At 73.7% G+C, this 24157-nt stretch carries 21 protein-coding genes and 1 pseudogene; 11 read left to right on the forward strand and 11 right to left on the reverse strand.

Features of this window, described 5'->3' with window-relative positions; genetic code table 11:
• Nucleotides 1-1374, forward strand: a 1374-nt coding sequence (gene pntB, locus ACIGW2_RS07315) for a Re/Si-specific NAD(P)(+) transhydrogenase subunit beta (RefSeq protein ID WP_399841739.1), incomplete at its 5' end; no start/stop codon positions are given.
• Between the two features lie 38 nt (nucleotides 1375-1412).
• Here pntB and ACIGW2_RS07320 read toward each other — a convergent pair.
• Nucleotides 1413-2414 carry a PucR family transcriptional regulator gene (locus tag ACIGW2_RS07320; protein WP_399842710.1) on the reverse strand — a complete coding sequence of 334 codons (1002 nt, stop codon included), beginning with the start codon at nucleotides 2412-2414 and terminating at the stop codon, nucleotides 1413-1415.
• Nucleotides 2415-2713: 299 nt separating this feature from the next.
• Between ACIGW2_RS07320 and ACIGW2_RS07325 the strand changes: the two genes are divergently transcribed.
• Complete coding sequence (locus tag ACIGW2_RS07325; protein WP_399841742.1) at nucleotides 2714-3526, forward strand: MBL fold metallo-hydrolase; 813 nt, start codon at nucleotides 2714-2716, stop codon at nucleotides 3524-3526.
• Nucleotides 3527-3583: 57 nt separating this feature from the next.
• On the forward strand, nucleotides 3584-4330 hold the full coding sequence (locus ACIGW2_RS07330; RefSeq protein ID WP_391652362.1) for a metallophosphoesterase family protein: 747 nt from the start codon (nucleotides 3584-3586) through the stop codon (nucleotides 4328-4330).
• A gap of 22 nt (nucleotides 4331-4352) precedes the next feature.
• Here the strand turns inward: ACIGW2_RS07330 and ACIGW2_RS07335 are convergent.
• Together ACIGW2_RS07335 and ACIGW2_RS07340 are read right to left on the reverse strand one after the other, a co-directional pair.
• Nucleotides 4353-5157 (reverse strand): annotated as a pseudogene (locus tag ACIGW2_RS07335) (thioesterase family protein).
• Nucleotides 5158-5292: 135 nt separating this feature from the next.
• Nucleotides 5293-5985, reverse strand: coding sequence for a DUF2470 domain-containing protein (locus ACIGW2_RS07340; protein ID WP_399841745.1), 693 nt, complete (start codon nucleotides 5983-5985; stop codon nucleotides 5293-5295).
• Between the two features lie 120 nt (nucleotides 5986-6105).
• Here ACIGW2_RS07340 and ACIGW2_RS07345 point away from each other — a divergent pair, with 120 nt between their 5' ends.
• The 3 genes from ACIGW2_RS07345 to ACIGW2_RS07355 all read left to right on the forward strand — a co-directional run bounded on the left by ACIGW2_RS07345 (nucleotide 6106) and on the right by ACIGW2_RS07355 (nucleotide 9806).
• Nucleotides 6106-6522 carry a cytochrome P450 gene (locus tag ACIGW2_RS07345; protein ID WP_399841748.1) on the forward strand — a complete coding sequence of 139 codons (417 nt, stop codon included), beginning with the start codon at nucleotides 6106-6108 and terminating at the stop codon, nucleotides 6520-6522.
• Between the two features lie 97 nt (nucleotides 6523-6619).
• Complete coding sequence (locus ACIGW2_RS07350) at nucleotides 6620-8467, forward strand: ABC transporter ATP-binding protein (RefSeq protein WP_399841752.1); 1848 nt, start codon at nucleotides 6620-6622, stop codon at nucleotides 8465-8467.
• A 166-nt stretch (nucleotides 8468-8633) separates the two neighbouring features.
• The gene (locus ACIGW2_RS07355; RefSeq protein WP_399841755.1) at nucleotides 8634-9806 is read left to right on the forward strand and encodes an aminotransferase class V-fold PLP-dependent enzyme; all 1173 of its coding nucleotides are present in this window, start codon (nucleotides 8634-8636) and stop codon (nucleotides 9804-9806) included.
• A 31-nt stretch (nucleotides 9807-9837) separates the two neighbouring features.
• Here the strand turns inward: ACIGW2_RS07355 and ACIGW2_RS07360 are convergent, their stop codons facing one another.
• From ACIGW2_RS07360 to ACIGW2_RS07380, 5 genes are all read right to left on the reverse strand, one after another.
• Nucleotides 9838-10365 carry a hypothetical protein gene (locus ACIGW2_RS07360; protein WP_399841758.1) on the reverse strand — a complete coding sequence of 176 codons (528 nt, stop codon included), beginning with the start codon at nucleotides 10363-10365 and terminating at the stop codon, nucleotides 9838-9840.
• Nucleotides 10366-10493: 128 nt separating this feature from the next.
• Nucleotides 10494-10949 (reverse strand): MaoC family dehydratase, encoded by a 456-nt coding sequence (locus ACIGW2_RS07365; RefSeq protein WP_399842712.1) that lies wholly within the window; start codon nucleotides 10947-10949, stop codon nucleotides 10494-10496.
• Nucleotides 10950-11015: 66 nt separating this feature from the next.
• A complete protein-coding gene (locus ACIGW2_RS07370; RefSeq protein ID WP_399841761.1) occupies nucleotides 11016-12530 on the reverse strand; it encodes a long-chain fatty acid--CoA ligase in 1515 nt (504 codons plus the stop codon).
• Complete coding sequence (locus ACIGW2_RS07375) at nucleotides 12530-13429, reverse strand: amidohydrolase family protein (protein ID WP_399841764.1); 900 nt, start codon at nucleotides 13427-13429, stop codon at nucleotides 12530-12532. The genes ACIGW2_RS07370 and ACIGW2_RS07375 overlap by 1 nt, the downstream gene beginning before the upstream one ends.
• The gene (locus ACIGW2_RS07380) at nucleotides 13429-14361 is read right to left on the reverse strand and encodes an SDR family NAD(P)-dependent oxidoreductase (RefSeq protein WP_399841767.1); all 933 of its coding nucleotides are present in this window, start codon (nucleotides 14359-14361) and stop codon (nucleotides 13429-13431) included. Before ACIGW2_RS07380 ends, ACIGW2_RS07375 begins: the two co-directional genes overlap by 1 nt.
• A 203-nt stretch (nucleotides 14362-14564) precedes the next feature.
• Here ACIGW2_RS07380 and ACIGW2_RS07385 point away from each other — a divergent pair, with 203 nt between their 5' ends.
• On the forward strand, nucleotides 14565-15044 hold the full coding sequence (locus ACIGW2_RS07385) for a MarR family winged helix-turn-helix transcriptional regulator (protein WP_399841770.1): 480 nt from the start codon (nucleotides 14565-14567) through the stop codon (nucleotides 15042-15044).
• A gap of 24 nt (nucleotides 15045-15068) precedes the next feature.
• Here ACIGW2_RS07385 and ACIGW2_RS07390 read toward each other — a convergent pair whose 3' ends face one another.
• Nucleotides 15069-16460 carry a hypothetical protein gene (locus ACIGW2_RS07390; RefSeq protein WP_399841773.1) on the reverse strand — a complete coding sequence of 464 codons (1392 nt, stop codon included), beginning with the start codon at nucleotides 16458-16460 and terminating at the stop codon, nucleotides 15069-15071.
• Nucleotides 16461-16521: 61 nt separating this feature from the next.
• Between ACIGW2_RS07390 and ACIGW2_RS07395 the strand changes: the two genes are divergently transcribed.
• The gene (locus ACIGW2_RS07395) at nucleotides 16522-17178 is read left to right on the forward strand and encodes a LysE family translocator (RefSeq protein WP_391652352.1); all 657 of its coding nucleotides are present in this window, start codon (nucleotides 16522-16524) and stop codon (nucleotides 17176-17178) included.
• A gap of 78 nt (nucleotides 17179-17256) precedes the next feature.
• On the opposite strand, the gene ACIGW2_RS07400 is transcribed toward ACIGW2_RS07395, so the two are convergent.
• On the reverse strand, nucleotides 17257-19737 hold the full coding sequence (locus tag ACIGW2_RS07400) for a discoidin domain-containing protein (protein ID WP_391652351.1): 2481 nt from the start codon (nucleotides 19735-19737) through the stop codon (nucleotides 17257-17259).
• 144 nt (nucleotides 19738-19881) lie between these two features.
• On the reverse strand, nucleotides 19882-20910 hold the full coding sequence (locus ACIGW2_RS07405) for a LacI family DNA-binding transcriptional regulator (protein ID WP_391652350.1): 1029 nt from the start codon (nucleotides 20908-20910) through the stop codon (nucleotides 19882-19884).
• Between the two features lie 186 nt (nucleotides 20911-21096).
• Between ACIGW2_RS07405 and ACIGW2_RS07410 the strand changes: the two genes are divergently transcribed.
• The 3 genes from ACIGW2_RS07410 to ACIGW2_RS07420 are packed head-to-tail and all read left to right on the forward strand — an operon-like array spanning nucleotide 21097 to nucleotide 24135.
• Nucleotides 21097-22404, forward strand: a complete 1308-nt coding sequence (locus ACIGW2_RS07410) for an ABC transporter substrate-binding protein (protein ID WP_391652349.1) — start codon at nucleotides 21097-21099, stop codon at nucleotides 22402-22404.
• 11 nt (nucleotides 22405-22415) lie between these two features.
• On the forward strand, nucleotides 22416-23288 hold the full coding sequence (locus ACIGW2_RS07415) for a carbohydrate ABC transporter permease (RefSeq protein WP_391652348.1): 873 nt from the start codon (nucleotides 22416-22418) through the stop codon (nucleotides 23286-23288).
• Between the two features lie 4 nt (nucleotides 23289-23292).
• Complete coding sequence (locus ACIGW2_RS07420) at nucleotides 23293-24135, forward strand: carbohydrate ABC transporter permease (RefSeq protein WP_391652347.1); 843 nt, start codon at nucleotides 23293-23295, stop codon at nucleotides 24133-24135.
• Nucleotides 24136-24157 lie beyond the last annotated feature (22 nt).

The raw sequence follows: 24157 nt of genomic DNA on the forward strand, positions 1-24157 counted from the left end.
CTGCTGTTCATCCTCGCCCTCGCCGGACTGTCCAAGCACGAATCCGCCCGGCTCGGCAACGCCTTCGGCATGCTCGGCATGGGCGTCGCCCTCGTGGCCACCGTGGTCCTCGCCGCCGACGGGGACATCAGCGGCGCCGGTGCCGCGCTGCTCGCGCTCGCCATGCTGGTCGGCGCCCTCGTCGGACTGTGGCGGGCCCGTGGGGTCGAGATGACCGGCATGCCCGAACTCATCGCGCTGCTGCACTCGTTCGTCGGCCTCGCCGCCGTCCTCGTGAGCTGGAACGGCTTCCTCAACGTCGAGCATGACCCCGCGGGCCACGAGGCGCGCGCCCTGGACGTGCTCGGCACGCTCGGCATCCACCACGCCGAGGTCTTCATCGGCGTCTTCATCGGCGCCGTGACCTTCACCGGTTCCGTCGTCGCCAATCTGAAGCTCTCGGCCCGGATCGCCTCCCGGCCCCTCGTGCTGCCCGGCAAGAACGCCCTGAACCTGGGAGCCCTGGCCCTGTTCGTGGCCCTCACCGTGTGGTTCGTGGCCGCGCCCGCGCTGTGGCTGCTCGTCTCGGTGACCGTGCTCGCCCTCGCGCTCGGCTGGCACCTGGTGGCCTCGATCGGCGGCGGTGACATGCCGGTCGTGGTGTCGATGCTCAACAGCTACTCCGGTTGGGCCGCCGCCGCCTCGGGCTTCCTGCTCGGCAACGACCTGCTGATCGTCACCGGCGCCCTCGTCGGCTCCTCCGGTGCGTATCTGTCCTATCTGATGTGCAAGGCGATGAACCGCTCGTTCCTGTCGGTGATCGCCGGCGGCTTCGGCATCGAGGCCGCGTCAGGATCGGACGTCGACCACGGCGAGCACCAGGAGATCACCCCCGAGGGCGTGGCCGAACTCCTCGCCGCCGCCCGGTCGGTGGTCATCACCCCCGGCTACGGCATGGCCGTCGCCCAGGCTCAGTACCCGGTCGCCGAACTCACCGAGAAGCTGCGCGCGAGGGGCGTCCAGGTGCGGTTCGGCATCCATCCGGTGGCGGGCCGGCTGCCCGGCCACATGAACGTGCTCCTCGCAGAGGCCAAGGTGCCGTACGACATCGTGCTCGAAATGGACGAGATCAACGAGGACTTCGCGGACACCGACGTCGTCCTCGTCATCGGCGCCAACGACACCGTCAACCCGGCCGGCGCCGAGGACCCCTCCAGCCCACTCGCCGGCATGCCCGTGCTCACCGTGTGGGAGGCCGACCAGGTCGTGGTCTTCAAGCGCTCGATGGCCTCCGGCTACGCGGGCGTCCAGAACCCGCTGTTCTTCCGCGAGAACACGGCGATGCTCTTCGGCGACGCCAAGCAGCGGGTGGAGGACATCGTCAGCGCGCTGTGACCCGGGCGACGGCGGAGGGGGAGGGGCCGCGGCGGTCGTCAGATCGCCCGGTCCGGCCAGCCGAAGAGCCGCGCCCCGATGACCGCCGTCTGCAGGGTGTAGCGCTGCGTCGGATCGGCCGGGTCCGCCCCCGTCAGCCGGTGGATCCGGTCCAGCCGGTACGTCACCGCGCGCACGCTCAGCGAGAGCCGCCGGGCCGCCTCCGTGGTCACACAGCCGGCGTCGAAGTACGCGGTGAGCGTGTCCAGGAGCGGCCGGGCCCCGCCTCGGGCCTGGCGCAGCGGGCCGAGCACCGTGTTCACCAGGTCCACCATGGCCTGCCGGTCGCGCGCGAGCACCGGATAGACCAGCAGGTCCGCCGCGAAGAGCACCGGCCCGTCGAGCCCCATCCGGTCGGCGATGTCCAGGGCGTTCAGCGCCTCCTCGTACGAGTGGACGACTCCGCCCGCGCCGGAGTGCGCGCGGCCGATCGCGACCCGGCCGCCGTCGATCGCCGCGTACGCCTGCTTGGCGAAGAAGGTGAGCACGTCGGGCTGGTCGCCGGGCGCCACGCAGATCAGCCGCCCGTCCTTGGTGGTCAGCAGGATGTGCCGGGAGCCGAACCGGGCGAGCAGCGCCGACTCGACGGCCCGCGACACCGCATAGCCGTCGGCGTACGGCTCCGGGCCCTGCGCCACCGCCACCGCGTGCGCGTGCGACAGGAGCAGCCCGAACCGCTCGGCGCGCTGCGCGAGCCGGCCCAGGTCGCTCCGCCCGTACAGCAGGTCGTCGATGAACTCACGGCGCGCCGCCTCCTCCTGACGCACCGCCAGCCGCTGGGCCCGCTCGTGGCCCTCGGCGAAGGCGTCCACCGCCTGCTCGACCGCCGCGAGCAGCCGGTCGTGGTCGGCCCTCGGGAGGTCGTGCAGCACCGTGCGGGCGGCGGCGAGATGGGCTCGTACGAGGGAGCGCAGGCCGAGCCCGGCCTCCGCGGCCCGCTCGCCGCGGGCCCGCAGCGCGGACAGCTCGTCGCGGCTCGCGCGCCGCCCGGTGGCGCACATGCCGGCCAGGACCTCCGCGTACCCCTCCAGATAGGCCTCGTAGTGCGCCGACGCCCCCGGCTCCCCACCCGGCTCCCCGCCCGTCGTCCCGGTCGCCGGCCCGTCCGTCATCCGTCCCTCCCCGTGTCCGGGCCCGTCCCGGTCCGCGCCGGGCCGGCCGTCACCGGTCCCGTCTCTTGACGCGTTCCTGACGCGCGCTGACCAGGGTGCCACGCCCGTCGGCGCAGGTGGGAGCCGGGTGAGGGCGCCAGAGGCCGGGGCCATGGGGCCCGGCGGGGCGGGCGTGGCAGGATCACGGCATGGCGCCCCTCGTACCCCGTCTCCGGATCGGCTCGACCGAGATCATCGCGCTCGCCGACGGCGAGGGCCCGTTCTTCGCCCCGCGCGCCGAGGCCTTCCCCGGCGCCACGGCCGCCCAGTGGGCCGAGGCCGACCGGTACGACCCGGGCTCGGTCGACGCCGAGGGACGCTGGTGGCTGCGGTTCCGGGCGTACGCGATCCGTGGTGACCGGGGCCTCACCGTCGTGGACGCCGGGATCGGCCCGGCCGACGGACCGGCCGCCTCGTGGGCGCCGGTGCCCGGGGTGCTCCCGGCCTCGCTGGCCGCCGCGGGCATCGACCCGGCCGAGGTCGACACCGTCGTGCTCACCCATCTGCACACCGACCACGTCGGCTGGGCGGTCGTGGCCGAGGACGCCGGGCACCGGCCCTACTTCCCGAACGCCGCCTACCTGCTCCAGCGGGCCGAGTTCGACGCCCTCGACGCGCTCAACCCGCAGCTCCGCGAGACCCTCACCGACCCGCTCGCGGCCGCCGGCCGGCTCCGGCTGCTGGACGGGGACGCCCCGCTGCGCACCGGGCACGTGGTCGCCACGCCAGGCCACACGCCCGGCCACCAGAGCGTCCTCGTCGAGGACGGCGGGGAGCGGGCGCTCGTCACCGGCGACCTCCTGGTGCACGCGCTCCAACTGCTCCACCCCGAACTGCCCTACGCCCACGAGACCGACCCCGACGCGGCCCGGCGTTCCCGGCACCGCATGCTCGCCCGCACCCCCGGCACCCCGCTGCACCTGGCGACCCCGCACCTCACGGAGCCGTTCCTGCCGGCCTGAGGTACGCGCGCGGCGAACGGCCTCGCGCCCGGGCGGACTTCGGCGCACACTGGGCCCGTGCCGAACCGCGTAGCCGTCCTGTCGGACATCCACGGAGTCCTGCCGGCACTCGACGCCGTGCTCGCCGAACCCGAGGTGGGCTCCGCCGACCGCATCGTCCTCACCGGCGACATCACCGCCGGTCCGCAACCCGCCGAGGTCCTCGACCGGCTGGTCTCCCTCGGCGACCGCGTCGTCTGGATCCGCGGCAACGCCGACCGCGAACTCCTCGAGTACCGCCGTGGCCTGCGCACCACGATCCCCGACCCCATCGCCCCCTGGGCCGCCGGGCGGCTCCGCGAGGACCACCTCGACCTCCTCGCCGCCCTCCCCGCCTCCCGCACGCTGTCCGTGGCCGGCTTGGGCCAGGTGCTGTTCTGCCACGCCACGCCCCGGGACGACGAGGAGGTCGTCCTGGTCGACTCCCCCCTCGCCCGGTGGCACGAGGTGCTCGACGGACTCGCCCCCGAGATCCGCACGGTGGTCTGCGGCCACACCCACATGCCGTACGTCCGCCTCGCCCACGGCCGCCTCGTCGTCAACCCCGGCAGCGTCGGCATGCCCTACGGCCGCCCCGGCGCCCACTGGGCCCTCCTGGGCCCCGGCGTCGACCTGCGCGTCACCCCCTTCGACGCGCCGGCCGCCGTCGCCGCGCTGATCCGGGACTCCTCCTACCCCGACATCGCGTCCTGGGCGGACTACTTCCTCCACGCCCGCGCGACCGACGCGGACGCGCTGGAGGCCTTCACTCCGGGGGAACCCTGACGGGCCGTCCCCGGCGCCGCCGTCAGGTGCCCGGCTGGGGGCGGACCGTGAGGATCTGTTCGGCGTGGCCGACCGGGCCCGTGAGGTCGTGGAGGACCGTGCTCGTGACGCCGTGGCCGGTCGGGCCGAAGGTGACCGTGGTGTCGAGGCCGGTCCAGGGGCCGCGGGGGTGGCGGTGGAGGTGGATCGTCAGGTCGAGGTTGGGGAACATCCACCGCGCCGGGTCCTGCTGGACCGCGATGCCGTTCGCCGTGTCGACGAGGGCGACGTACGAGGCGAGCGCGCTGCTCGGCTCGCCCGCCACCAGGTCGGTGCGGGTGGAGATCCAGGCCGAGGTGCGGCCCTTGCGGACGGGCGGGGTGCGGCGCACGTCGATGGAGGAGATGTAGCCGCCCGTGCCAGGCGTCCGCCATCCGCCACGGCTCCAGCTCGTTGGGGCCGGGCATCGGCTCGAACGGGGTGTCGGCCACGGCCGCGGTGTCCAGTGAGGCCAGCAGCCAGGCGCGGGCGCGGACCACCGGGCGCCCGCCGGTCACCACGGTCGCCTCCAGGAGCTCGATCGTGCGCCCGGGCCGTACCGTCTCGACCGTGATCTCGCACTCGTCGAGCGCGATCCGGCCCAGGATGTCGAAGCTGATCCGGGCCAGGGCCGCGTCGCCCGGCCGGTCCGCGAGGTGCCGGTCGAGCGCGTGCACCACGAGCCCGCCCAGCGGGCTGAAGTGGACCTCGTCGGGGCTCCACGCACCGCCCGCGTGCGCCGTCGGCTTGTAGCGGTGCTCGCCGGTCCGCTCGAAGTAGCTCGCGCGCTCGGCGCCGGTGGTGCTCACGGATCGGTCTCCTCGGGCGGGTGGTGGGCGGATGCGGTGGGGCGCCAGGGATACGTGTATCCCTCAAGCATCGTAGGCGCGGAGACCGCCCCGCCCCGAGTGATCCCCGGCACACCCGCGCCCGGTGAGGCCCGCTCAGGCCGGCAGACGGTGGTGCGAGGAACGGCGCGCCGCGGTCAGCAGGGCGTGGAGCTGGAGCCCGGCCTGGTCGGCCTCGGTCATCGGGGTCGGGAAGGGCAGCCGCACGTCCTGGTGGCCGGTGCGCCGTTCGAGCCGCAGGGTGATCCCGTAGCGGTCCATCGCCAGCGGCAGCGCCCGCACCAGCCCCTGCCTGCCGGCCGGTTCGACCAGGCGCAGCAGCAGCGGGACCAGCTCGGGGTGGTCGGCGACCAGGTGGTGCAGCATCGGCGCCTCGCCGACGGCCAGCGGGTCCACCGCCGCCTCCTGGAGCTGGGCCAGCGTCACGTACCAGCGCCCGCGCGCGTCCTGGAGCACCGCCTGGCCCAGCTCCATGCAGGTGCTCGCGCCCGCGTCCGCCCGGTACGGGGCGGCCACCAGGCCGGACAGCGTGACCCGGGCCCGCACCCGCTCGCGCACCGGCACGGGTGCGACGTCCGTGAGCTCAAGGCGGATCGGAATGCGCGGGGTGGCGTGCTCGTGCGCCTCACCCGGGGCGTGCAGGTGGATGCGGCCCAGCGGGTCGTCGCCGTCGAGGCCGTGGACCTCCTCGAAGCGCCCGTCGGTCACCACGGTCATGGAGTGGGCGGCCGCGATGATCGACCGCAGGCGCTCGGCGGGGCTCGGCCCGGAGGCGGTGTGGGGCTGCATGCGTACTCCCTAGTTAGGTTTGCCTAACCTAATCTATCCCTCGCGAACTCCCCGAAGGAACCCCTCTCCGGCCGCGCGGCCTGAAACCTTCCTGTCGCACACCGCTCCCGCCTGTCTGCAGTGCGTGACGGCTCGCGCGCCCGCCCCGCGTGCGCACCTCCCCGCCCGCCGGCCCGTGCCCCCTGGAGGAGCAAGCCCCGTGGTCACCCCCGCGCCCGTCCCCCAGCTCGACCCGGCCGCCGTCGCCGCCTGGCAGGCAGACGGCGACGGCGAACTCGTCACCCTCTTCCGCATCGCACGCGACCGCCTCGGCGGAGTCCCCCCGGCCGCCGGCCGGACCGTCCCGGCGGCTACTACCCCTTCGGCGCCGGCCCCCGCGCCTGCCTCGGACTGCAGTTCGCCCTCCGCGAGTCGACCGCGCTCCTGGAGGAACTGCTGCCCGCCCCGGCCCCGCGCCTGCGGTCCGTGCCCGCACGCGCCGCGTACAGCATCACCGTCCGCCCCGACGGTCCCGTGACGGCCGTTCTCGGCACCTGAACCACTCCCGTCCCGGCACCGGAAAAACGCTTGGACGGCGCCGGCCCGCCCACGGGACACTGCCAGCTCCATGGGGGTCCGACAAAGCAGGGTTGGTATGGATTCGCCTGAATCAGACAAAGGTTCGCCGGGCCGCGGCCCGGTGCTCCTCGCACTGCGTCACTACGGAAAGGAGCTGCTCCGGCTCCGCAGGTTCACCCTTCCCGCGATGCTGTTCCCGGCGCTCGGGAACATCGGCATCGCCTACATCGCACCGCTCGTCGTCGCCAAGCTCGTCGGCCGGATCGCCGGGGACGGCCCGGGGGACGGCGCCGACACCGGCATCCACGCGATGCTGCCCTACGTCATCGGCTTCGCCGCCGTCCTCCTCCTGTCGGAGGGACTCTGGCGGCTCGGACTGCACTGCCTCAACCGGCTCGACGCCCTCGGCATCGAGCGCCTCTACGTCATCGGCATGGACGAACTCTTCGCCAAGGACGCGGCGTTCTTCCACGACAACTTCGCCGGTTCCCTCACCAAGCGGGTGCTGAGCTTCGCCTCCCGCTTCGAGGAGTTCGTCGACACCCTCACCTTCAACATCATGGGCAGCTTCGTGCCGTTGCTGTTCGCCTCCGTCGTCCTGTGGCAGTACGAGCCGCTGCTCGTGGTCGGACTGCTCCTGATGATCGCGGTCACCGCCGTGTGCGTGGTGCCGCTCATCCGGCGCCGGCAGCGGCTCGTCGCCCACCGCGAGGAGGCCATCGCCCGGGTCTCCGGCCACGTCGCCGACAGCCTCATGAACATGGACACCGTGCGCGCCTTCGCCGCCGAGGACCGCGAGGCGGCCGAACACCGCACCCGCGTCGCCGAGTCGCGCAAGCTCACGCTCCGCTCCTGGGACTACGGCAACCTGCGCATCGACACGGTCGTCGCACCGCTGTCGGTGCTGACCAACGTCCTCGGCCTCGTCGTGGCCCTGATGCTCGGCGCCGGACAGCACGGCGTGGAGGCGGTCATCGTCGCCTTCACGTACTACTCCAACGCGACCCGCATCATGTTCGAGTTCAACCAGATCTACCGCCGGCTCGAAAGCTCCATGACCGAGGCGGCACAGTTCACCGAACTGCTCCTGGACCCGCCGACCGTCGTCGACCCGGAGTGCCCGGAGCCGCTGCGCTCGCGCACCGGCGACGTGCGCTTCGAGCGGGTCACCTTCACCCACGGCGGCGGTCGCGCCGACGCCAAGCCGCTCTTCGAGGACCTGGACCTCGACGTGCCCGCCGGCACGAAGATCGGCCTGGTCGGGCGCTCCGGCGGCGGCAAGACCACGCTCACCCGGCTGCTGCTGCGCATGACGGACGTCGACGCGGGCCGGATCCTCGTCGCCGGCCAGGACATCACCCGGATGAGTCAGTCCGACCTGCGCAGCCTCATCGCGTACGTACCGCAGGAACCGGCCATGTTCCACCGCACCCTGCGGGACAACATCGCCTTCGCCCGCGCCGGGGCCACCGAGGCCGAGATCCGGCGGGCGGCGGAGGCGGCGCACGTCACCGAGTTCGCCGACGCGCTGCCCGACGGCTTCGACACCATGGTCGGGGAGCGCGGCGTGAAGCTCTCCGGTGGCCAGCGGCAGCGGGTCGCCCTGGCCCGGGCGATCCTCCGCGACGCGCCGATCCTGCTCCTCGACGAGGCGACCAGCGCGCTCGACTCGGAGAGCGAGATCCTCGTCCAGGACGCCCTGTGGCGTCTGATGGAGGGCCGGACCGCCCTCGTCGTCGCCCACCGGCTCAGCACTGTCGCCGGGATGGACCGGCTGGTCGTCCTGGACCGGGGCCGGATCGTCGAACAGGGCACCCACCAGCAGCTCCTGGACGCCGACGGCCCGTACGCCAGGCTCTGGCAGCACCAGTCGGGCGGCTTCCTCGACGACACGCCCGTCGCCGGGGCGGAGGTGTCACGGTGAGGGAGGGCACCGGATGAGCCGAGCCGCGGCCGGGGAGCCCACCGGGGGTCCCCGGCCGCGGCACCGTCGGGCATACTCCGAGACCGGACCCGGGACCGGACACCCGGGCCGGACCGGGACCGGCAGGGGTCCCCGGCCGACCGAGCGGAGCAGGGGGAACGGGCCCATGACGACACGGCAGACGGGCGAGGACGGCGGCACGGGCGCGCCCGGCGCGTTCCCGGGCGGCGCCGCACTGTTCCGGCTCCGCCCCGAGGTGGCCCACCTCAACCACGGCTCCTTCGGCGCCGTGCCGCTCCCCGTCTCCGAGGCCCGCCGGCTGCTCACCGAGGAGGCCGACGCCGACCCCGACGCCTTCTTCCTCTCCGTCCCCGAGCGGCTGGCCGCCGCGCGGCACCGGATCGCCGCGCACCTGGACGCCGACCCCGAGGGCATCGCCCTGGTGCAGAACGCCACCGAGGCCGCCAACCTGGCGCTCGACGCGCTCGGCCTGGGCCCCGAGGACGAGGTCCTGGTCACCGACCACGGCTACGGCACCGTCGTGGCCGCCGCCGCCCGCCGGGCCCGCCTCGTCACCGCCGCCCTCGACCCGGACCTGCCGGACGAGGAGGCGGTCGCCGAGGCCGTCCTCGGCGCGCTCACGCCCCGCACCACGGTGGCCGTGCTCGACCAGATCAGCTCGCCCACCGCGCGGATCATCGCCGGACCGCGGCTCCTCGCGGCGCTCCGCGAACGCGGCGTGCGCACCGTCGTCGACGGCGCGCACGCGCCCGGCATGCTGGCCCGGCCGCTCGCCGGAGAACCCGACTTCTGGTTCGGCAACCTGCACAAATGGGCCTACGCCCCGCCCGGCAGCGCCGTCCTCGCGGTCGCCGCGCCGTACCGCGCGGAGGTCCCCGCGCCCGTGCCCTCCTGGGAGGACGCGCACGGCTTCCCGCGCGCCGTCGAGTACCGCGCCACCGTCGACTACACGGCGCTCCTCGCCGCGCCCGAGGGCCTGGAGCTGCTGGCCTCCCTCGGCGCGGCCCAGGTGCGCCGCCACAACGCGCAACTCGTCGCCCACGGCACGGAGCTCCTCGCCGGCCTCCCCGGCCTGACCCCGATGCCGTACGACCCGGAGCTCGCCATGCGCTCCCTGCGCCTGCCGGACCGGCTGGCCCGCACCCAGGACGAGGCCGCCGCCCTCCGCGAGGAGATCGCTGCCCGGCTCGGCTGCCGGGTCCTCGTCTGGGGTTGGCCGACCGGAGGCGGCCTGCGGCTGTGCGGCCAGATCTACAACCGGGCCGAGGAGTACGAGCGGCTGGCGGCCGGCCTGAAGGGCCTGCTGGACGGCCGCTGAGGCGCACCGCGCGGCCCCGGCGCCGCGCGGTTCAGTCCAGCCACTCCTGGAGCAGCGCCTCGCGCTCGGCACGGCGCGGGGTGCCGTCCGCCCGGGTGCGGCCCCAGTCGGCCATCGCGGCCAGCGTGGTCTCCATCGTCGCCGCGCCCTCGGTCAGCCTCGACAGCAGCGCGAGCGAGAGCTCGACCTCGCTCTGCGGGTAGCCGGCGGCCGCGGCGACGTACGCGGACAGCGCGTGGCTGCCCTCGGACGTCCCGACCTCCACCGTGAGCTGCGGCGGCGCGTCCCCGGCCCGCGGCCCGAACACGGGCATCACGAGCTCGCCCACCACGTTCAGGGCCGCGTCCCCGACCACCCCGACCTGCCGCATCAGGGTCTTCTCGGGGATGTCCGTCACCGTCAGGGAACGCACGTCCTCCCACAGGAACAGCCGCGACTGCCCGTCCCCGAGCCCCATCACCCCCTCGGCGGCCAGCCGCACCCCGGCCGCGTGCCCGGTCGGCTTCGCCCCCACGTACACGTCCCCCTCGGCGATCCAGAACAGGCCCACCATGGCCATGGTTGCTCACATCTCCCCGTCGACGGCACGGCCGTCGTCTCTCACACACAACGATCAGGTCGCCCGCGCAACGTGCGAGCCCGGCGAAAGGTTCCCGGCCGGAGCGTCGTCGGGGGCGCGGCCGCCGGTCAGGCGTAGAAGCGGGAGAGGCTGCGCAGCACGCAGGCCGGCTTCGGGGCGTTCTCGATCTCGATCGTGCCGTCGACCGCGATCTGGACGCCGCCCGGGACGTCGGTGGCCTCGGCGAGGCGGGCGGAGAGGCGCAGTCGGGAGCCGGCCGGGACCGGGGCGGGGAAACGGACCTTGTCCAGGCCGTAGTTGACCTTCGTGGTCACGCCCCGGACGTCGAGGAGGCCCGTGAAGAGCGGGATGAAGAGGGACAGGGTCAGATGGCCGTGCGCGATGGGGGCGCCGAAGGGGCCCTCCTTCGCGCGTGCCACGTCCACGTGGATCCACTGGTGGTCGCCGGTCGCGTCGGCGAAGCCGTTGATCCGGGTCTGGGTGACGTCGATCCAGTCGCTGGTGCCCAGCTCGCCGCCGGCCAGGTCCTTCAGGCCGGCGATGCCGTCGACGGTGATGCTCATGGGGGTTCCCTTCTCGGTGGTCATGCGGTGGTCATGCGGTGGTCATGCGATGTGGTCATGAGGTGGTCACGCGCTGGTGCCGTAGCGGGCGCGGAGCTCGTGCTTGAGGAGCTTCCCTGAGGCGGTGCGGGGCAGTTCCGGGGCCAGGACCAGGGACTTCGGGATCTTGTAGCGGGCCAGCCGGCCGTCCAGGGAGGCGAGGATCGCGGCCGGGTCGGGAGCGCTGCCCGCCCGGGCGACGACGATCGCGCGGGCCGTCTCGCCCCACTTCTCGTCCGGCACGCCGATCACCGCGCACTCGACGACGTCGGGGTGCGCGAGCAGCGCGTCCTCGACCTCCGCCGGGTAGACGTTCTCGCCGCCCGAGATGATCATGTCCTTGAAGCGGTCGACGATGGTGACGTAGCCGTCCGCGTCGACCCGGGCCGCGTCGCCGGTGCGGAACCAGCCGTCCACGAAGGCCGCCTCGGACTCCTCCGGCAGCCCCCAGTACCCGCTCATCACATGCGGTCCGCGCACCAGCACCTCGCCGGTCTCGCCGGGCTCCGCCGCCGTCAGGTCGGGCCGCACCACCCGGACGTCGGTGAAGAAGTGCGGCACCCCGGCCGAACCGGCCTTCGCGACCGCGTGCTCCGCGTCCAGGAACAGCGCCCCGGGCGACGCCTCAGTCATCCCGTACCCCTGGAGGAAGGTCAGACCGCGCTCCTGGTACGCGGCGATGAGCGGGGCCGGCACGGGCGCGCCGCCGCAGTTGAGCAGGCGCAGGCTGGACAGGTCCGCCGAGGCCCAGCGCGGGTGCCGGGCCACCTGCTCGAACATGGTCGGCACCCCGAACACGAAGCTGACGCCGTGCCGTTCGATCAGGTCGAGCGTGTCGCCGGGGTCGAAGGACTCGACGAGGACGCAGGCCCCGCCCTTGAGCAGCACCGGCAGCGTCAGCATGTTGAGCGCGCCGGTGTGGAACAGCGGGGCGGACACCAGCGCCGTCTCGTCCGCGACCAGGTCGTGGTCGATGAGCACGTTCACCGCGTTCCACACCAGGTTGGCGTGGGTGAGCATGGCGCCCTTGGGCCGGCCCGTGGTCCCGGAGGTGTACATGATGAGGCAGATCTCGTCGGGCCCGACCGGCTCGTCGATCGGTGCCGTGCCGGCGCCGGCGAGCAGTTCCTCGTACGCGTCCCCGCACGCCTCGACGACCGTCCGCGTCCCGCCCGCGGCGGCGGCTTCGACGGCGAGGGCGGCGAGTTCGGGGGAGGGGGAGTGCAGCAGCACCCGGCTGCCGGAGTCCCGCAGTTGGTAGGCGATCTCCGGCGTGGTGAGCCGGGTGTTGAGCGGCACGAACACCGCGCCGAGCAGTCCGGTGGCGAACAGCGCCTCCAGGAACGCCGGGTGGTTGCGGCCGAGGTAGGCGATCCGGTCGCCGCGCCGGACGCCGGCGGCGCGCAGCGCGTGCGCGAGGCGGGTGGTGCGTTCGTGCAGTGCGCCGTAGGTGAGCGTGCGGTCGGCGTGGATCAGTGCGGTGCGGTGCGGGGTCTTGCGGGCCCGGCGTGCGGGCCACGACCCCAGTCCCTCGTTGCGCATCACAGGCCCTTGTCGGAGGGGGAGCCCGCCAGGCCGAGCAGCCGGGCGGCGTTGTTCTTGAGGATCTTGGGCCGGACCTCGTCCTTGACCGGCAGCTCGGCGAAGTCGGCCAGCCAGCGGTCCGGCGTGAGCACCGGGTAGTCGGAGCCGAAGAGGACCTTGTCCTGGAGCAGGGTGTTGGCGTAGCGCACCAGCTGCGGCGGAAAGTACTTCGGCGACCAGCCCGACAGGTCGATGTGCACCCCGGGCTTGTGGGTGGCCACGGCCAGCGCCTCGTCCTGCCAGGGGAAGGACGGGTGCGCGAGCACGATCTTCAGGTGCGGGAAGTCGGCGGCGACGTCGTCCACCCGCATCGGGTCGGAGTACTTCAGCCGGATGCCGCCCCCGCCGGGCACGCCGGCGCCGATCCCGGTCTGCCCGCTGTGGAACAGGGCGACGGTGCCGGTCTCCTCGATGACCTCGTAGAGGCCGTAGGCGAGCCGGTCGTCGGGGTAGAAGCCCTGGATGCTGGGGTGGAACTTGAAGCCCCTGACCCCGTACTCCTCGACGAGCCGGCGGGCCTGCCGCACCCCGGCCCGGCCCCGGAAGGGGTCGATCGAGGCGAAGGGGATGAGGACGTCGGGGTGGGCGGCGGCGGTCTCGGCGATCTCCTCGTTGGGGATCGGCTCGGTGCCGGTGGCGTGTTCGGCGTCCACGGTGAAGACCACGGCGGCCATCCGGCGCTCGCGGTAGTGGGCGGCCATCTTCTCCAGGGTGGGCTTGCGGTGGCCCTCGACCTTGAAGTAGGCGCCGGAGGCGGAGTGCAGCTCGTCGGAGAGCGAGGAGCGGCCGCTCGCCGACACCTCGCAGTGGGTGTGGACGTCGATGGCGACGAGTTCGTCCAGGGCGATCGCGCTCATCACGCCTCCGGGAGGCGCGGCGCGGGGATGCCGACGGTCTGCGCGACGCGGCCCACCGAGGTGTGCCAGGCGGCGGCGACGGCCGCGGGGCTCCAGCCGCCGTCGGCGTACGCGGTGGCGATCTCCTCGGGGTGCGACCACAGGGCGAGCCGGTCGCCGCCGATGCCGACGCACTGGCCGGTCACGCCGGCGGCGGCGTCGGAGGCGAGGAAGGGCACGAGGGCCGCGCAGTCCTCGGCGGTGCCGAAGCCCTCGCCCTTGCGCAGGGCGTCGGGGAGCGGCTCGCCGCGCCGCATCGCCTCGACGTACGGGGCGAAGGCCGGGACGGTCTCGGTCATGGCGGTGGCGGCCACCGGGATCACGGCGTTCACGGTGATGCCGGCCCTGGCCAGCTCCATCGACCAGGTGCGGGCCATGGCGGCGATCCCGGCCTTGGCGGCGGCGTAGTTGGTCTGGCCGAAGTTGCCGCGCTGTCCGGCGGGGGAGCCGACCAGGATCAGCCGGCCGCCCTCGCCCTGCTCGCGCATCCGTACGGCGGCGGCGCGGGCGCAGGTGAAGGTGCCGCGCAGATGGGTCGAGACGACGGCGTCGAAGTCCTCGTCGGTCATCTTCCACAGCACGCGGTCGCGCAGGATGCCCGCGTTGGCGACCAGCACGTCGAGCCGGCCGAAGGAGCTCACGGCCCGGTCGACGAGCCGGTCGGCGACCTCGGCGGTGCCGACGGCGGCGGCCTCGGCGACGGCCCGGCCGCCGGCCGCGACGATCCCGGCGGCGGCCTTCTCGGCCACCTCGGAGTCGAGGTCGTTGACGACGACACAGGCGCCGGCGGCGGCCAGCGCGGTGGCGTAGGCGAGGCCGAGACCGCGGCCGGAGCCGGTGACGACCGCGACCTTGCCGGTCAGGTCGAGGGCGGGCGGAGGCGTGGGTGCCATGGGGGTCCCTTCGGAGACGGTCCGGAAACGGCGGACGGCAGGCTGACGAGAACGGGGAACGGGGAGCCGAGGACGGGAACGGGGGAGGGGCGGACGGGAGAGCGGGTGCTCGATCGGCGTCGTCCGACGAGAAGGAAGCTAGAACCAATAGTTGTTGACGTCAATGGTTGTGACCGACATTGGTTCTGGGGCATGCTGGTGCCATGAACGACTCAGATGCCGAGGGCCGCGCGGACGACCCCTGGATGCTCGGACTGCACTCCGACACCGGTTACCTGCTCTACCGGCTCGGCCAGCGCTCCGGGCAGCTCTTCAACGCCGCCCTCCAGAAATCCGGCCTGCGGCTGCGGCACTACGCGGTGCTCCGCTACCTCGCCACCGTCGAGGGCGCCCTCCAGCGCGAGTTGAGCACCCGCCTCGGCTACGACCCCAGCGCCATCGTCGGCCTCGTCGACGACCTCGAACGCCTCGCCCTGGTCGAGCGCCGGCCCGCCCCCGGCGACCGGCGCAGCAGGATCGTGGTCCTCACCGACGCCGGCCGCGGCTACCTCAAGGACACCGACCGGAGCAGCCGCCGGGTCACCGACGGCCTGCTCGCCCCGCTGTCCGAGGAGGAACGCACCGTCCTCCACGCCCTGTTGCGCCGGGTCGCCGAGCCCGCCGCCGAACCCGGCACCGACTGACCGGCACCGCCCGGGCGGCGGCCCTCACGCGTGGGTGAAGACGCAGGCCATCCGGGTGTCCGGGTTGCTGCTCATGCCGACGATCGCCCCGCCGTCCGCGCGGTTCGCCCGGGCGTGCGCGCCCGCGTACCCGCGCGAGGTCAGGAAGAAGCCGAGCGCCGCGATCCACTCCTCGGACCGGCCCGTCACCGGGTCCGGGACCGGCTCGGGGCGCGGCACCACCCGCTCCTGCGCCAGACAGCCCCGCTCCGCCGCCACCGCGAGCGCCGCCCGCCACTCGGCGTCCGTGCACTCCCAGCCGACGACGGTGTCCAGACCGCCGTGCCCGGCGCCCGGCTTGAGGATCAGGTGCTCCCGGCGCTCCCGGCACAGGTCGAGCAGCTCCGCCGGGGCACCGCCGCCCAGCGGCCGGCTCCACGGCAGCACCCGGTCCACCAGCGCCCGCTCCGCCGCGTCGAAGGCGTCCGCGTGGCGCGGGTCCGACAGCATCCCCAGCGCGTTCTTGTGCGCGAACAGCCCGCTCTCCAGCGAGGTGAACAACACCGTCCGGCCCGCGTCATGGGCCCGGAACAGCTGCTCGGCCGCCGCCTCGCCCGCCGGGTCGTCGAGCAGCTGGCTCGCCCCGAAGTTCCGCAGCACCAGGTCGAGCGCCGCCCCGTCCAGGGACAGCTTCCCGTCCGGGCGGGTGCGCAGCTGCCCCACCTCGCCGATCCGCAGGTCGAGCCCCTGCGCGGCCATCGCCTCCTGGAAGGCGCGCATCAGCGTCCCGTACGCGGCGACCGCGCCGTTGCCCTCGATCAGCCCGATCACCGGCTCGGTCGCACCGCCCGCGAGCACGGGCCGCGCCCGCTCCCGCAGATCGGCGGCGAGCAGCGCGGCCGTGTCCTCGTACGCGAGCCCGTGCTCGGCGGCGAACCCGCCGAAGGCGCCCACCCGCAGCAGCGCCGCGTTGCACACCGCCATGTCCATCCCGCCGACCTCGCTGCCGAGGTTGAACTCGAGCAGCCGGTAGCGGCTGCCGTCGTGGTACGCGTCGGCCCGCCCGAGCCGCGCCGGGCGCCCCTCGGCGGAGCGCCGCAGCAGCGCCGCGTGCCGCGGGTCGAGCCCCAGCTCCTTCGCGTACCGCTCGGCGTCGCCGCCGAACAGGCGCTCCGGCAGCGAGACGAGCAGGTCGAAGAGCCCGTCCAGGTCCCGGGCGAAGGATCGCACCTCCTCCTCCCGCACGAACCACGGCCGGGGCAGCAGATGGCGGCGCCAGGCCGTGTCGAACGCGGGCGGCAGCACGGCCCGCGCCATCGCCTCCCGCAACTCCGCGTGTCCGGCGCCGACTTCGGCCCCGTCCCCGTACCCGTACCCGGCCGCGTCCCCGTATCCGTTCCCGCACGCCTCGGCGTACACATGGCTCAGCAGTGTCATGGGGCCCAGTCGAACACGCCCGGCCCGCCGGGCGACAGGGCACGGATGGCACACTCGCCGCATGGTGTACGCATTCCTCGCCGCGGCCGGCGTACTCGCGCTGCTCACGATGGTGCCCGGACCGGACATGGCGGTCGTCACCCGGCGGGCGGTCGCCGCCGGCCGGCGCGACGGCCTGCTGACCGTCGCCGGGATCACCAGCGGACTCCTCGTCTGGGGCGCCCTGTCGGTGGCCGGACTCGCCGCCGTCCTGGCCGCGTCCGCCACCGCGTACACCGTGGTGAAGCTGGCCGGCGCGGCCTATCTCGTGTTCCTCGGCGTCCAGGCGCTGCGCGCCGCCCGCCGGGGCGTACCCGCGGAACCCACGCCCGCGCACCCCGCGCCCGCGCACCCCGGCCCGGGGAAAGGGTCGGCCGCGCCGTCCGGACACCCGTGGCGCACCGGTCTGGTGAGCAACGTGCTCAACCCGAAGATCGCCGTGTTCTACACCGGCCTGCTGCCCACGCTCGCCCCGCACGGGCTCTCCCCGCACACCGGGATGGCCCTCCTGGTGCTCCTCCACGCGGTGCTGACCGTGCTCTGGCTGAGCGGGTACGTGCTGCTGCTCACGAAGGCCCGGGCGTTCTTCGCCCGGGCCGCCGTGCGCCGCGCCATGGAGCGGATCACCGGGGTGGTCCTGATCGGCTTCGGCCTCAAGGTCGCCACGGCCCAGGCCTGACGACCCCGGGCCTGACGACCCCGGGCCAGAGAACCCCGGGCCCGAGGACCCCGGCCCTGGGGTCCTCGGGCCGTTCCGTCAGGACCCCCAGGCCTCGAACTCGTAGATCCGGGCCGCCGGATCGGTCGTCTGCGTCGGACGGGTGACCACGAGACGCACGTACCGGGCGGTCACCGCCACCGGATGGGTGCTGGTCGCCGCCGTGTTGCCGGTGACGGTCACCGCCGTCGTCCAGGCGGCGGAGGCGCTGTCGCGGACCTCCACCCGGAAGTCCCGGGTGTTCCAGGTCGCGCTCTCGCCGCCGGCCGCCGCGTGCTTCACCACGAAACGGCTCAGCGCGCGCGGCGCGCCGAGATCCACCTCCAGCCACTTGTCCGTGGTCGTGGTGCACCACTTGTCGGTGGTGCCGCCGGACACGCTGCCGTTGACCGCCTTCGCCGCCGTCTCCGAGGAGTTGCACTGCCCGGAGGCCGTCGCCGGACGGTTCAGCGCCAGGTTCGCCTCCGTCGTCGCCGACCAGGTGAACGTGGTGCTCGCGGCGGGGGAGCGGCCCCACTCCGCGGACACCGCCTCGACGTCGAGGGTCGTGGTGGTCTCCGTACCGGCCCGGTCGAGCCGCGGCACGAAGTAGCTGTCGTTCGGCGTGGCCCCGAGGAAGGTGCGGCCGCCGCCCGCGTCGCGCCGGTAGACCTCGTAGTGGTGCACGTCGCCGGTGGCCGGCGCGGTCCACGCGAGCCGCAGCGAGGTGCTGCCCGTGCCGGTGTCGGTGCTGCCGAGCACGGTCGGCGTGCCCGGCGCCGGCGTCGCGTCCACCGTGCCGTCGTACACCGCGAGCTGCCCGACCTTGATGTCGTACGCGGCGGCCGTCCCCGTCGTCCGCAGGCCGAGCTGGGCGATCGTGCGCCCGGTGTACGGGGAGAGGTCGAGCGTGCGGCGCTCCCAGCCGGCCGTCGTGGTGGAGCCGAGGTCCAGGGTGGTGAAGGTGGTGGGGGAGTCGGTGAACGACACCGCGGCCGTCAGGTGCGTGGGCCCGGCCGCCGGGGTCTTCAGGACCACCGACAGCTTGGTGTCGGCGGCCACCGGAAGCCGGGTCTGGTAGAGCCGCACGGTGTTCACGGCGTCCAGCGGGCCGGTCAGGCGCAGCGCGGAGCCGCCCTCGTAGGCGTCGGTGAAGTCGTACGCGGCCTTCAGCCTCGTCCCGGCGGACTGCACCAGCCAGCGGTAGGTGGGCGGCACGTCCTGGAGGGAGAGGTTGTTCCAGCCGGCGGAGGACACCCGGGTGCCGCCGGAGTGGTAGAAGTCGCCCTGGCCGGCGTCGAAGGAGGTCACGAAGGGCTTGGCGGTGACCGGAGAGGACTCGGCGACGTAGTGCGCGAGACCCTTCCAGCTGGACGTCGTGGTGGTGTCGGACGGGTCGCCGTTGGCGCCGTCCCAGTAGCGGGCCTCGCGGGCGTACGAATCGGCGCGGTCCGTCGAGGAGTTGTGGGTCCACTCGGGGCGGTAGAGGCCGAGCGAGGTGGTGTGCGGCTGCCCGGCCGGGAAGACGGCGCTCCACGGCACGCCGGTGTTGTAGCCGTTGGCCTCGGTGTCCACGCCGGCGAACAGCTCGTACTCGCCGCGGCCGAGCGAGCGCGCGAGGGTCCGGGAGGAGTCGAGCGCGGCGGCGCCCCAGCCGAAGTCCAGGAACATCGAGTCGCTGGTGCGCTGCGCGCCCTCCTGGAGGAAGGCGTCGTTGGCGGTGGTGAGCGCGTCCTGCCAGCTGACGGCGCCGGACTCGGTCATCGCGTCGTACCACATGAACTCGACCGGACCGAGGGAGCGGGCGTAGCGCAGGGTGTTGCGCATCTCGGTGGCGAGGGTGCTGTCGCCGCCGGCCGTCTCCTGGTTGATGAACCAGCCGTCGAAGCCGTAGTACCGCGCGACCTGGGCCAGCTTGTCGGCGACCGGGTAGCGGGTGCCGGACTTCTGCACGAAGTCGCGGACCCACTGGATCTGCCCGCCGTAGGCGGTGGGCGGGAAGAACACCGTGCCGTAGACCTTCACGCCGTTGCGGTGCGCGGCGTCGATCACGGTCGGGTTGGGCGCGAGGATCAGGCCCTCGCCGGCCGAACCGCCCCAGAAGACCAGCTTGTCGACGTACTGCCAGTGCCCGAAGGCGTAGTAGCGCGGATCGAGCGAGCCCTGCGAGGGGTTGTTCGAGGTCGGCGCGAAGGAGACCAGGGCGGCGACCTTGCCCTCGCCGGCGCGGGCGTTGGCGTTCGCCTTCAGGGCGGGGTCGGAGACCCGGGTCCGCAGGGGCACCCGCGAGCGGTTGAAACGGGCGTCCGGGTCGGTGGCCGGGTCCCAGTTCAGGATCGTGTTCGGGTACCAGTACGAGGCGTAGGGCTGGCCGCCGCCGGCGGCGGCGGTCGCATGGGCGGCGGCCCGGGCGGGCGGTGCGACAACGTTGTCGTGGCCCGGTGTCGCGGCGGAGCCCGACGCCGAGGCGGCGGGTGAGGCGGCGAGGCCGAGAAGGGCGGCCGACAGGGCGGCGGCCAGCAGTCGGGGGAAACGTCTCATCGAAGCTCCGGTCCAGCAGGAGGGGGGGAAGGAAGGCTGGTGGTGCCGGTGGCGCGATGGTGCGGAAGGCGAACGGGGCGGCACTCCGCCGCCCCGGTCCGGGAGGCTAAACGCCTTTAGCTGAGGGGTCAAGAGGGCCGGGGCTCATCCGGCGGCGGGCGGCGCCGTGCTCTCGCGCACCGTGAGCCGGGGCGTCGGGTTCCGGACGTCGCGGCCCGCGGCCGGGTCGTCCACCACCGCGAGCAGCGCCGTCGCCACCTGCTCGCCGAGCGCGAAGGTGTCCCGGGACAGCGCGGTCAGCGAGGGGTGCACGATCCGGGCGAGCGCCGAGTCGTCGAACGAGACCAGGGACAGCTCGCCCGGCACCCGTACGCCCATCTCGGCGGCGACGCCGAGCCCGGCGACCGCCATCACGTCGCTGTCGTACACGATCGCCGTCGGGCGCTGTCCGGCCGGCCGGGCGAGCAGCGCGCGGGTGGCGGCGGCGCCCTCGGCGTCGCTGAAGTCGGTGGGCACGGACACGGCGTCGGCGAGCCCGAGGCGGCGGGCCGCGTCCCGCACCGCGCGGATCCGGCGCCGGGTGTGCTGGAAGGCGGGCAGCCCGGCGAGATGGGCGATGCGGCGGTGGCCGAGCGCCGCCAGGTACTCGACGATCGAGGTCATCGCCTCCCGGTCGTCGGCCCACACGGCCGGCAGGCCGCCGTGCCGGCCGGGGCCGCCGAGCACCACGGTGGGCACCCCCAGCTCCTCCAGGACCGGGACGCGCGGGTCGCGCACCTGGAGGTCGACGAGCACGAAGCCGTCCACCCGGTGCTCGGAGGTCCAGCGCCGGTAGACCTCGATCTCGGCGGCGGTGTCCTCGACGACGAGGAGCTGGAGCGCGGTGCCGCGGGTGGAGAGCGCGGCCTGGAGGCCGGAGAGCAGCTGGCCGAAGAAGGGTTCGAGGCCGATGGTGCGGGCGGGCCGGGCGAGCACCAGGCCGACCGCCCCGGCGCGGGCCCCGCCGAGCGCCCGGGCGGCGCTGTGCGGGCGCCAGTTCATGCGCTCGGCGACCCGCAGGATGCGGTCCCGGGTGGCCTCGCTGACGCCGGGGCGTCCGTTGAGCGCGAAGGAGACGGCGCCCTTGGAGACGCCCGCCTCCCTGGCGATGTCGGCGATGGTCGGTCTGGCCACCGGACGCCCCTCCCCGGCCGTCGCGCGACGGCCGAATCCGCACGGTCCCTTGACACCGGAGTCTAGCCGCGAGCATAGTCCCGCATCGCTAGACCGGTTTAGTAGACACCGTCGAGCGACGGAGCACCGAGCAAGCCGAGCAAGGCCCGCGCACCCCCCGCGACGTCCGAGCAAGGAGAGACCCTCGTGCGACACCTTCGGAGAAGCCCCCTGACCCGCCGGCCCGCGGTCGCGGCTGCCGCCGCCCTCGCGGCCCTGACCCTCGGCGGTTGCGGCCTCGGCGACCCCGCCGACTCCGGCAACCCCGGCCCCGCCGCCACCGGAGGCGCGGTCAAGGGCAAGGTCTCGCTGCAGACCTGGGCCCTCAAGCCGAAGTTCACCGCCTACATGGAGAAGGTGATCGACGGCTTCGAGAAGAAGTACCCCGGCGTCCAGGTCGAATGGCTCGACCAGCCCGGCGAGGGCTACTCGGAGAAGGTGCTCAGCCAGTCCGCCGGCGGCACCCTGCCCGACGTCGTCAACCTGCCCCCGGACTTCGCCCTGCCGCTGGTCAGGCAGGGCATGCTGCTCGACATCGGCAAGGCCGACCCGGCCGCCGCGAAGGACTACGTCAAGGGCGGTCTCGACGCCTACCGCTTCGCCGGCCAGGAGGGCACCTACGGCTACCCCTGGTACCTCAACACCGACGTCAACTACTGGAACGGCGAGCTGTTCACGAAGTACGGCCTCGACCCGAAGAAGCCGCCGGCCTCGCTCGACGAGCTCGTCAGGGCCGCCCGTACGGTCAAGGAGAAGTCCGGCGGCCGGACCTATCTGATGAGCCGCAAGCCCAACCTCATCGACCTCGCCAACGCCGGTGTGCCGCTCATGAACGCCGAGGGCACCCGCTTCACCTTCAACACCCCCGAGGCCGCCGCCGTCCTCGACACCTACCGGGCCGCCTACCAGGAGGGCCTGCTGCCCAAGGACGTGCTCACCGAGACCTACGCGGGCAACACCAAGCTCTTCTCCGCCGGCACCGCCGCCTGGACCACCGCCGGCGCCAACTACATCACCAGCCTCGCCGTCGACAACCCCACCCTCGCCCCCAAGGTGGTCTCCTCGCCCGCCATGGGCACCCCGCCGCTCTACGTCCAGGGCCTGTCCGTCCCGAAGAACACCAAGAACCCGGCCGCCGCGCTCGCCCTGGCCCGCTGGGTGACCAACGCCGAGAACCAGGCCGCCTTCGCCCGCGAGACCAGCATCTTCCCCTCCACCACCGCCTCGGCCGCCGACCCGTTCTTCAGCAAGAGCGACGGCAGCAACGCCGGCGACGCCAAGGTCATCGCCTTCCGCTCGCTCGCCACCGCACGGGTCCTCGAACCCGTCCAGGCCAACGACGCCGTCAAGACCCTCATCAACCAGCAGATCGCGCTCGCCATCAGCGGCCAGGCCGGATCGAAGGAAGCCCTTGACACGGCGGTCGCCCGCGCCGACCGGATGATCAAGGACTGAGGCGGCGCCCCATGACCCACCGACGCTGGTTCACCCCCTGGCTGCTCGCCGGTCCCGCGCTCCTCTGGCTCGCCGTCTTCAACCTGTGGCCCGCCGTCAACACGGTGATCCTGTCCTTCACCAACGCCAAACCCCTCGGCGGCGGACACTTCACCGGCCTGGAGAACTACCGGCGGGCCCTGGACGACGCCCAACTGACCGACGCGCTCGTCAACAGCGTCGTCTACCTCCTGGTGTGCCTGCCCCTGCTCACCCTGCTGCCGCTGCTGCTGGCCCTGCTCGTCGAGAAGAAGCTGCCCGGCATCACCTTCTTCCGCACCGCCTTCTACAGCCCCGTGGTCGCCTCGGCCGTCGTCGTCGGCATCATCTGGGGCTGGGTGCTCGACGACCGGGGCCTGCTCAACGGCCTGCTCCACCAGCTGGGCCTGGCCGACCGGCCCGTCTCCTTCCTCACCGACCGCTGGCTGCTGCTGTTCAGCGCCATCGCGCTCACCGTGTGGAAGGGCCTCGGCTACTACATGGTCATCTACCTGTCCGCGCTCGGGAACGTCGGCCGCGAGCTGCACGAGGCCGCCGCCGTCGACGGCGCCTCCGCCGTCCGCCGCTTCTGGCACGTCACCCTGCCCGGCGTGCGCCCCGCCATGCTCCTCGTGTCCGTGCTCATCTCGGTCTCCGCGCTGCGGATCTTCTCCGAGCTGTACGTGCTGTCCCACGGCACCGGCGGACCCGGCGGGCGCGACATGTCCGTGGTCATGCTCATCCAGATGTACAGCCGCGGCTTCACCGGGCACATCGGCTACGCCTCCGCCCTCAGCCTGCTGCTCTTCGTCCTCACCGTCGGGCCGATGCTCGTGCTCGCCCGGCTCGACCGGAAGGGGGCCTGACGGCATGTCCGCCCCGGGCCGCGCCCCGTCCGCCGCCGAGAAGGCGGTCCGCTACCTGCTCCTCCTGATGGTGCTGCTGCTCACCGTCGGACCCTTCCTGTGGCAGCTGTCCACCTCGCTCAAGGGGCCCGCCGAGGACGTCTGGTCCCGCACCCCGAGCTTCCTGCCCGACGCCCCCACCCTCGCCAACTACGCCAAGGTCGCCGACACCGTCCCGGTGTGGACCTACGCCGCCAACTCGCTCGTCGTGGCCGGCATCGCGGTCCTCGGCAACGTCGTCGGCGCCACCCTCGCCGGCTACGCCCTGGCCCGGCTGCGCTTCCGCGGCGCCCGCCTCGCCCTCGGCCTCTTCGTCGCCACCCTGGTGCTGCCCGGCGAGGTCACCATCGTCTCCCAGTACGTGACCGTGCGCAGCCTCGGCCTCACCGACACCCTCCTCGGCGTCGCCCTGCCCGGCGCCATCGCCATGCTCAACGTGCTGCTCATGTACACGGCCTTCCGCTCCGTGCCGGCCGAGCTCGACGCCGCCGCCCTCGTCGACGGCGCCAACGTCTGGCAGCGGCTCGTGCACGTGGGCCTGCCCAACGTACGGGGCATGCTCAGCGTCGTGGTGATCTTCACCTTCATCGGCGCCTGGGACGACTTCCTGTGGCCGCTCATCGTGCTCAACGACCCCGGCCGCTACACCCTCACCGTCGGCCTCCAGTACCTCGACGGCACCTTCACCGCCAACCCCCGCCTCATCGCCGCCGGCACCATGATCGCGTTCCTGCCGGTCGTGGCGGTGTTCGCGACGCTCCAGCGCTTCTTCTTCAAGGGCGTCGAGGAGGGCGCGCTCAAGGGCTGACCGACTCCCCCGCCCTCCCGAC

Origin of the sequence: Streptomyces sp. NPDC053541 (genome assembly GCF_044544705.1) — a bacterium.
Classification (GTDB): domain Bacteria; phylum Actinomycetota; class Actinomycetes; order Streptomycetales; family Streptomycetaceae; genus Streptomyces.